Consider the following 8,724-nt stretch of genomic DNA (forward strand, 5'->3'; position numbering starts at 1 on the left):
ATCCATGTCTGAACAGGCTCCTTCTACGGAGTCTCCATAAAATTTCAACGCAATATGTCCGACGATAAAAACTCTCAGCAAGTCATCCCCGACAGTGCGGCCGATACAGGTGGTGCTGCTTCCCCCCGTAAACCGTCCAAGCGTCCGAAGCCCGTTTGGGTCAAGGTGCTGCGCGCCATGCTTTGGACCATTCTTGCGGTGGTGGTCCTCGTGCTTGTGCTGATAACGGTGGCCGTGTCCTACCTGAAGCCTGAGAGATTGACTCCGTTGGTTGAAAAATATGCCAACGAGTATGTGGATGCGGATGTGAATATCGGCAGGGTGGAGATTTCTTTCTGGTCAACATTCCCCAAGTTCATTCTCGACGTGCGCGACCTCACGGTCAACAGTCATGCCTTCGATTCGCTTGCTCCGGAAATCCGCAAGGACTTGCCTCAATATGCGGATTCCCTCATTTCGGTCCGTCACTTCAACGGAGCGGTCAACATTCCCCACATTCTTGCCGGAAAAATATATCTCTATGACATCACTTTCGAGCATCCTGCTGTAAATATCGTGCAGGCTACCCCCGAATCTTCCAATCTGGATATTTTCCCGGAGTCGGAAGAGAAGAATGAGGATTCACCGCTGCTGATACCCGATATTGCAATCGGAACATTCTCAATACAGGGTGGTATGCCGGTGCGCTACTTCTCGCGCCCCGATTCTCTCGACATAGCTGTCAATTTCTCCACGACCTCCCTTGACGGCAATGGTGCCCCTATATATAATGTGGATATTGCAGGTCTGACCTCCGCCTCGTTGCCTGATTTCTCGATAAGGAATCTGAGTTTCGGTGCAGACGGTAAAATCACCTGGGACCATCATAAACCTATGATGGTTGCCCTTTCCGATTTCAAACTTTCGGCCGGAAAGGTCTCGACAGTGGTTTCGACGGATATTGACATGACCGACGGCTTCCGTGTCAATGCCCTTGACTTCCTGCTCCCTCAAACCCCGGTGGCCGACATCATCGCTCTCATTCCGGAGGATATGCAGGGAGAACTTGCAAAAATCACCACAGACCTGAAGATAGGTATGAACGGGCGCCTTACAGCACCCTTCAATCCTGCTCATGATTCAATCCCGTCGTTTACACTGAGCCTGAACATACCGGAGGGGAGTGGCCGTTACGAACAACTGATCCTCACCCGCTTTGCCCTTGATGCGAAAGCCGATATTGACGGTAAAGACCTTGATGGCTCGACAATCGAGTTGTCGCGGTTGCTTGCCATTGGCAAAGGTGTCGGTTTTGAACTTAACGGAGTGTTTAAGGACCTCATGTCGGATCCCTCGGCGGAGGGTTCTTTTAAAGGAGGTATAGAAATCGACCGCCTACCCTCAAAACTGCTCGAAAAACTTCCGTTCAAAATCGACGGCAGTCTTCGGGCCGATAGCCGCTTTGCTTTCCGCCGGAGCTACTTCGACAAGAAGAATTTCCATCGCATTCGCCTCACCGGTGACGCCACTCTCCGTGATTTCACCCTTTCCATGCCCGAACTTCCGGCTGACCTCTATACCGATAATGTCGAACTGAAACTCGGAACCAACTCCTCCTTTACCCGGGGAGAAGTACATGTCGATTCCCTTCTGACTGCATCATTGAAAATTGATTCAATCTCAGCCTCGGTCACCGGCATGTTGCTTCAGGCAACGGGTGTGAAGATGGGTGTCGGGTGCCAGAATACTGCTTCATCACTTGACACTGCGCTTATCAATCCTATCGGTGGACGCATCGTGGCTGACCGCATACTCTTCAAGTCCACCGAAGACTCCTTGCGCGTAAGATTGCGCAAACCGACTGTGGGTGCGACAATACGTCGCTACAAGGGTGAGGAGACCAAACCCCAACTCCATCTCGACATCGCAACGGAAGGTGCCTTCTATGCTGACCGCGTCAACCGTGCGCTTCTCAGAAAGGCACTCCTCTTCGTGACTGCCAATCCCACGGATTTTTCGCAGACTCCACGCAAATCACGCCTTGCCGATTCAATCGCCAATGCCCATCCGGAACTTTCGCAGGATTCGATCCGCACGCTTGTCGCTCTTGAAAGACGTGCTCGGCGCGCTGCAATGATGGCTGTCGACAGTGCGGCTGTGGCCGAAGGAGAGATTATCGACATCGGCGTCGATAATTCAATGCGCCGTATGTTGCGCAGATGGGAGGCCCGTGGTATCCTGAAAGCTGAGCGCATGAGGGTGTTCACTCCCTATTTCCCGCTGCGCAACACTCTGAGCGATTTCAACATGCGTTTCAACTCCGATTCGGTTATCATCTCCGACACTAAGATGCGCGCCGGAAAGACAAGCCTTGTCATGAACGGCAATGTCTCCAATCTCACCAAGGCTTTGACATCCGTGCGCCATACGCAGCCTTTGCGCATGGAGTTCAACCTCTCAGGCGACACCATTGAAATCAATGAGATTGCAGCCGCGGCCTTTGCGGGTGCGGCTTTCGCCGAACGCGATTCGCTGAAGACCTACGTCGCTCCCGATACTGAAAATGAAACCGAATTGCAGACCGCAGTGTCGACGACAGGCGATTCGCTTGCCATTCTTGTCGTGCCCTCGAATGTCGAGGCAAAGGTGCATATAGCTGCCCGCGATATTTTCTACTCCAATCTTAAGTTTACCGATTTCACCGGCGACATGAATGTCCTCGGCGGTGCCATCAATCTTGAGAGCATGAATGCGCGCACCACAGTCGGAAGCATAAACCTCAATGCCCTATATTCCGCACCTGCATCGACCGATGCATCGTTTGCCTTCGGCATGAAGCTCAACGATTTCCATATCGGGCAGTTCCTCGACCTCGTCCCGGCCATCGACTCTCTCATGCCTCTTCTCTACGACATTGACGGTATAATCAATGCCGATATTGCAGCCACGAGCCGTATAGACGAAGGTATGAACATTGACATCCCCTCGCTCAAAGCGGCTGTCAAGCTTTCAGGCGACAGTCTTGTCCTCGTCGATCCCGAGACCTTCCGTAAGGTGGGCAAGTGGCTGATGTTCAAGAATAAGAACCGCAATGTCATCGACAGCATGAATGTCGAGATGATTGTGCAGAATTCCCAGCTCGAACTCTTCCCATTCATCTTCAATCTTGACCGCTACAAGCTCGGTGTAATGGGCTCCAACGATATGGCCATGAATCTCAACTATCACGTCGCCGTACTCAAATCGCCCATCCCATTCAAGTTCGGTATCAATATCTCCGGAACTATGGACGACATGAAAATCCGGCTCGGCGGTGCGAAGTTCAACGAGAAGAACATGCCACGCTCAGTTGCTATTGCCGATACAACCCGAATAAATCTCGTCAAGGAGATAGGCAACATATTCCGCCGGGGTGTGCGTGGTGCACGGATGAGCAGTATGCGTTTCGGAAATCTTCCTACCAACGCGGCTGCCGGATTGACCGATGGCAAAGCCGACACCATATCACATGCTGATTCGCTTTACTTCATACAGGAAGGGTTGATTGCCAAGCCGGACTCTGTCCCGCCCGTGGTCACCGACACCTCACAAAAGAAAAAATCCCGAAAGAAAAAATGATACCTCCCATACCGTTTTCAACTGAAATCCTCCGTTTTCTCGACCGTCACCATTTCGACCGGATTACGCCACGTGCGGCACTCATCGACATGGACGGCACCCTCTATGACTCAATGCCAAGCCACACCCGGGCATGGTATCGTCTCATGACCGAAGCGGGTGTTGACTGCACTCCCGAGGAATTCTATCTCTACGAAGGACGCACCGGAGCATCGACCATCAACCAGCTCTTCCTCCGCGCTTTCGGTCGCGAGGCCACCAAGGAGGAGACGGAAGCCCTCTATCAGCGCAAGACCGAATATTTCCGCGAACTTCCCCCGGTCGGTCCTATGCCGGGTGCGCTCGACATGCTGACCGTCCTTAAGGAGACCGGGATTCAGCGTGTGCTTGTGACAGGTTCGGGACAGCGTTCGCTCATCGACCGTATCTCAGCCGATTTTCCGGGAATGTTTGATGCCGACAAGATAATCACCTCGCGCGATGTCACTCACGGCAAACCCCATCCCGAACCCTTCATCCGTGCCATGCAGCTTGCGCGTGTGAGTCCCTCGCAGGCAATAGTCATCGAGAATGCCCCGCTCGGAGTAGAGGCCGGCGACCGTTCGGGAGCATTCACCATCGGAGTGACCACCGGTCCTATTCCTCGCGAGACTCTCGAAGAGGCAGGTGCGGCCATCGTTTTCCCATCAATGCCCGAATTTGCACGTCAGCTCCCGTCGCTCTTGCTCTCGATGCTGACAATTTCAAAAGAATAAAAAACTGTATCAGAAATACCCCACTTACACATGCAGACGATACTTTATACCAACAGCGTCAGTGAAGCCATCCGTGGCCTTGTCGCTGACATGAAACCGTCAAGCGTACATATCGTTACCGATACGCAGGTCGAATCGCTCGTCCTTCCTCGTCTCGGTCTGGATTATCCCGTCATTTCCGTTCCCCCGGGCGACGAGTGCAAGAATCTTGAATCACTTTCAGCCATCTGGGCAGGACTGATTGCACAGGGTGCCACACGCAAATCGCTCGTTATAAATATAGGTGGTGGTGTTGTCACAGACATGGGCGGTTTTGCCGCTGCTACATTCAAGCGCGGCATACGTTTCATCAACGTCCCGACCACCCTTCTTTCGGCTGTCGATGCGGCTGTAGGAGGAAAGACCGGCATAAATTTCGAAGGGTTCAAGAACGAAATCGGAGCCTTTGCTCCGGCCGATGCAGTGGTTATCTCGACAATGCTTTTCTCCACACTCCCTTCGGAAGAACTTCTGTCGGGCTACGCCGAGATGCTGAAACACGGTCTTCTCTCATCCGCCAAAGACTATGCCGACCTTCTTGCCTTCGACATCCTTGATGCCGATCTCGACCGACTTCTTCCGCTTCTTGAAAAAAGTGTGCGTGTCAAGGAGCGTATAGTCGAGGAGGACCCGCGTGAGCAGGGCATACGCCGTGCGCTCAATCTCGGCCACACTGCCGGACATGCTTTCGAGTCGCTGGCCATCCGTAAGGGTAAGCCAATTCCCCACGGTCATGCGGTGGCCTTCGGTATGCTTGTGGAGATGATTCTTTCCCACACAACCGAAGCCTTCCCCTCGGCGGAACTCTACCGCTATGCCAACTATCTTAAGGAGCAGGGCTATGGCACACCCGACATCACCTGCGAGGACTATCCCGCGCTTGTAGAGCTTATGCACCATGACAAGAAGAATGATACTCCCGATAAGATTAACTTCACTCTCCTTGCAGCCCCGGGTCGCGTGTTGATTGACCGCACTGTCCCCGAAGCCGACATCCTCGCCGCCCTCGACATCTTCCGCGACCTCATGGAATAAAAAATCATCTGGAATTAGTCGGGAAGGGTACATAATGACATAAGGTCAGAAGAAACATAAGTTTTTTATATCTCTGAAATTTTTGCCTTCAAAATAAATTTCGCTTTCATAACTATTGATTTTATCTATAGTTATGAGACATAGACAATAAATAATCAGCAGATTACGAAATAATCAGCAGATTACGGCGACAGATAATTCATCACGCCATAATCTGCTGATTATTTATGAATATTAATATAAAAACTTATGTCTCTTCTGACCTTTTGTCCTTATGTACCCTTCCTGCAATAGCTTTCTAGCGGCCGTGGAGGGAATCAGAACTTATAACCGATGGTGCCGTAGAGCTTGATGTTGTGTGACGAAGGCTTGACTATACCGTCGCTCTGAGCCACGTTGCGGAAACCGAACTGGCTGCGGATGCCGACAGTCACCTTGTTCATGAAAGTAAGACCGGTTGCCAAGTGCAGACCGCTGTCGAAATTCCTGTAGGAATTCAGGAATGCCTTGTCGTTGTCATAGTAGTCGGTCTTCTGCTTGGTGACAGTAGTTGTGAGCTGACCGAGGTCATTGACATTGGCATTATATATAGTGGTGTTCTGCGAACCGCTTGTACCGAGGTCGAAATAAATACCTCCGTCGGCATTCCATTTCACGCTGTTCGACAGGTGGAAATTAAAGCTGAGGAATATAGGAATATTGAATGAGCGGTAGCTGTTTTTGATGAACACGTTCGAGACATTCGGTTTTCCCTCGGTAATCACAGCCATGTCCATCTTGCCCGATGAGCGCAGATAGTTCAGCTCGGTTCCAAGTCCCACGAATGAGGTGATGTTGAATTTCACCTGAAAACCCGCACCCCATGAGAATCCCATGGAATTATTGACATCTGAGACCGATGAGTATGCGCTCTTGTAGTTCTGGGTCACATAACTTCCGCCGAGCAGAAGATGCACTTCAGTTTCCATGAACTTCGACGGCTTGCCGTGGACAATCAGCTGTGCCTTCGACGTAAGAGGCAGAAGGAAGAGTAACGAGAGGAGTGCGAATGCTACTATGCGTTGTCTTTTCATAATGTGTGATAATGGATGTTTGTCGTTAATGGGAATGATTTGTTGCGAAATCACCGTCTTCGCATGTCCAAAATTACATGAAAAGGCCGTGAAAAGCAAATTCTGCGAAAGAAATAGAGAAAAATAAACAATTTTGTTGCACAATTGAATAATTATTCCTACCTTTGCAACGTCAAAACGAAAGGACAACGGCTCCTTAGCTCAACTGAATAGAGCATCTGACTACGGATCAGAAGGTTACAGGTTTGAATCCTGTAGGAGTCACAAAATCTGCCTGCAATCACATCAAATTCAACGTTGATGTGATTGTTTTTTTGTATGTCGGCCTCGTTTCTGTCAGTCGATGGCTGCCACCATCTCGCGTTTGAGCTCAGTATCGATTTCGCGGTAGCGTGCGAATGCCCTGCTCCCCGGAGCGTGACCGCTGAGCTCGCTGACAAGCCCCTGGTCCTTGAATTTTTTGAAAATATTGCCGATGAAGGTCCGGCGTGCTATGTGGGAGCTCGCCACCTCGTAGAGCTTACGGCTGACCGCTTCGCGCGTCAGAGGGTCGATCACGATGACCTTGCGTTTGATTCCGGCCTCCCTGAGTATCTCCTTGATTATATTGTTGTAGCCCATCCGTGAGTATATCATCGGAAACAGCGCCTCCCTGTCGGGTTCGGCATAGCGTTCCACTATTGTCATCGCCGTCCGGTTGAGGGGCACTTTGATTGTCACCGGTCGGCCTTCGCGTGTCTTTCGGGCCACATAGTTCAGCTCCCCGTCCACGATATTGCCCGAACTCAGTTGCATGAGGTCGGAAATACGACATCCGACACAGCATTGGAATATGAAAATGTCACGTTGCAGGGCGAGTCTCGGCCTGTCGGAAAAATCATGTAGCTCGACTTTTCTCCGTTCGTCGAGGGTGAGATAGATTGGTGTACCGTAGACATTCTGGCCACCGACGAAATTGTCGAACGGGTTCGTCGGGATGCGCCTTGTCTTCACAGCCCATCTCATCACAGCTTTCAGCAACTTCATGCGGTCGTTGACCGTGTTAGGGCTCTTCGGCCTGGTCCGTCCGGAGAGTCCTGCGCCGACGGCTATCTGCGGATGGCGCTTCACCCACTGGTGTTCCTTGTGCATGAAGCGCTCGATGTTTTTCAGACAGCTTTCGTCCATGCGTCCCGCATAGAGCTTGAAGCGGGGAAACTTCAATTTGCGGAATGCCTCGAACCGTGCCACCGAACGCCTGACAAGCCCGTAGGCTTCCATCCTGCTTTCCGAATCTGTCGGTCCGGAGGTGAGGGCAATGAAAGTGTCGATCAGCCCGACCACTTCCGTGCGTTCCTCGTCAAGTTTCGGCATCTCCTCCGCATGGAAACGTTCGATCACGTCAGCAAGCCAGCCCGCTTTCACACCCTGCCGTCGTCTCAGGCAAAAACATTCTTCCACATATTCCATCAGTCTTGCCAAAGATTCCGCTACGTTTGCAGTCTCGGTATGCCCCGGTGTCCCTTTTCCCGCTTCCGCCACCTTTATTATATATTCAGGCTTTATAAATCCGTTTCGGGCTTCCGAAACCTTCTCCTTCACTGCATCCTCCGATTCACTGTTCCTTGTCTCAATTTTCAGCTTACTCCCGCATGTCTTGCTCTTTGATTCTCCAATGCTTGCCACATCTTCCGGTTCTATTTCGCCATGAGTGCCGGGGCCGATTTCCCCGGAAGCCGTTGATAGTTCCTGCCTTACCGCATTCGGCGACACCCATAGATTGGTCGCTGCCTGTTGGTCGATGAACTTGCCATGGCGCAAACGCAGGGAAATCTCCACCTTCCCGCGACTGTTTTTCCGTTTACCTATATAAATCTGAAATACCATAGAAATTAATAGTTATATGATTGATGAATAATACCATTTTTCCATGAATGGATCTTGCAGAGACGTCAAGTCATCAGACGGTATTTTGATATTTATGATTCAAAACACCTCTTTTCTATAGGTCACACATGTTTACTATAGGTGAGTCATGAATACTTTGTGCGCGACCTATAAAAGACCTCTTTGTGCGTGACCCATAAAAAGTCCTTATTCTTTTTTGACGTTCGAATCACCGCGAATGTTACACTTCGGCAGACGGATTCTTTTGAGAAAAATCACATTCCTCCCATGGCCCCCCAATTATAATTCCGCCTTCATCCCCCACATATCCCCTTGATTTCCCCCTCTTATCCCCGACT

At 50.9% G+C, this 8,724-nt stretch carries 5 protein-coding genes and 1 tRNA gene; 4 read left to right on the forward strand and 2 right to left on the reverse strand.

Going from position 1 to position 8,724, the window contains the following annotated elements:
* Positions 1-54 precede the first annotated feature (54 nt).
* The 3 genes from QZ310_RS09755 to aroB are packed head-to-tail and all read left to right on the forward strand — an operon-like array spanning position 55 to position 5,426.
* On the forward strand, positions 55-3,597 hold the full coding sequence (locus tag QZ310_RS09755; protein ID WP_297072317.1) for an AsmA-like C-terminal region-containing protein: 3,543 nt from the start codon (positions 55-57) through the stop codon (positions 3,595-3,597).
* Positions 3,594-4,352, forward strand: a complete 759-nt coding sequence (locus QZ310_RS09760) for an HAD-IA family hydrolase (protein ID WP_297072318.1) — start codon at positions 3,594-3,596, stop codon at positions 4,350-4,352. The genes QZ310_RS09755 and QZ310_RS09760 overlap by 4 nt, the downstream gene beginning before the upstream one ends.
* Before the next feature lie 30 nt (positions 4,353-4,382).
* Positions 4,383-5,426, forward strand: coding sequence for a 3-dehydroquinate synthase (gene aroB, locus QZ310_RS09765; RefSeq protein WP_297072319.1), 1,044 nt, complete (start codon positions 4,383-4,385; stop codon positions 5,424-5,426).
* A 317-nt stretch (positions 5,427-5,743) separates the two neighbouring features.
* On the opposite strand, the gene QZ310_RS09770 is transcribed toward aroB, so the two are convergent.
* Positions 5,744-6,499 (reverse strand): outer membrane beta-barrel protein, encoded by a 756-nt coding sequence (locus QZ310_RS09770; RefSeq protein WP_297072320.1) that lies wholly within the window; start codon positions 6,497-6,499, stop codon positions 5,744-5,746.
* Positions 6,500-6,689: 190 nt separating this feature from the next.
* Here QZ310_RS09770 and QZ310_RS09775 point away from each other — a divergent pair.
* A tRNA-Arg gene (locus QZ310_RS09775) sits at positions 6,690-6,763 on the forward strand.
* Between the two features lie 72 nt (positions 6,764-6,835).
* Here QZ310_RS09775 and QZ310_RS09780 read toward each other — a convergent pair.
* The gene (locus QZ310_RS09780; RefSeq protein ID WP_297072321.1) at positions 6,836-8,365 is read right to left on the reverse strand and encodes a site-specific integrase; all 1,530 of its coding nucleotides are present in this window, start codon (positions 8,363-8,365) and stop codon (positions 6,836-6,838) included.
* Positions 8,366-8,724: the final 359 nt, after the last annotated feature.

This window comes from uncultured Duncaniella sp., from assembly GCF_910577345.1.
Lineage (GTDB): Bacteria > Bacteroidota > Bacteroidia > Bacteroidales > Muribaculaceae > Duncaniella.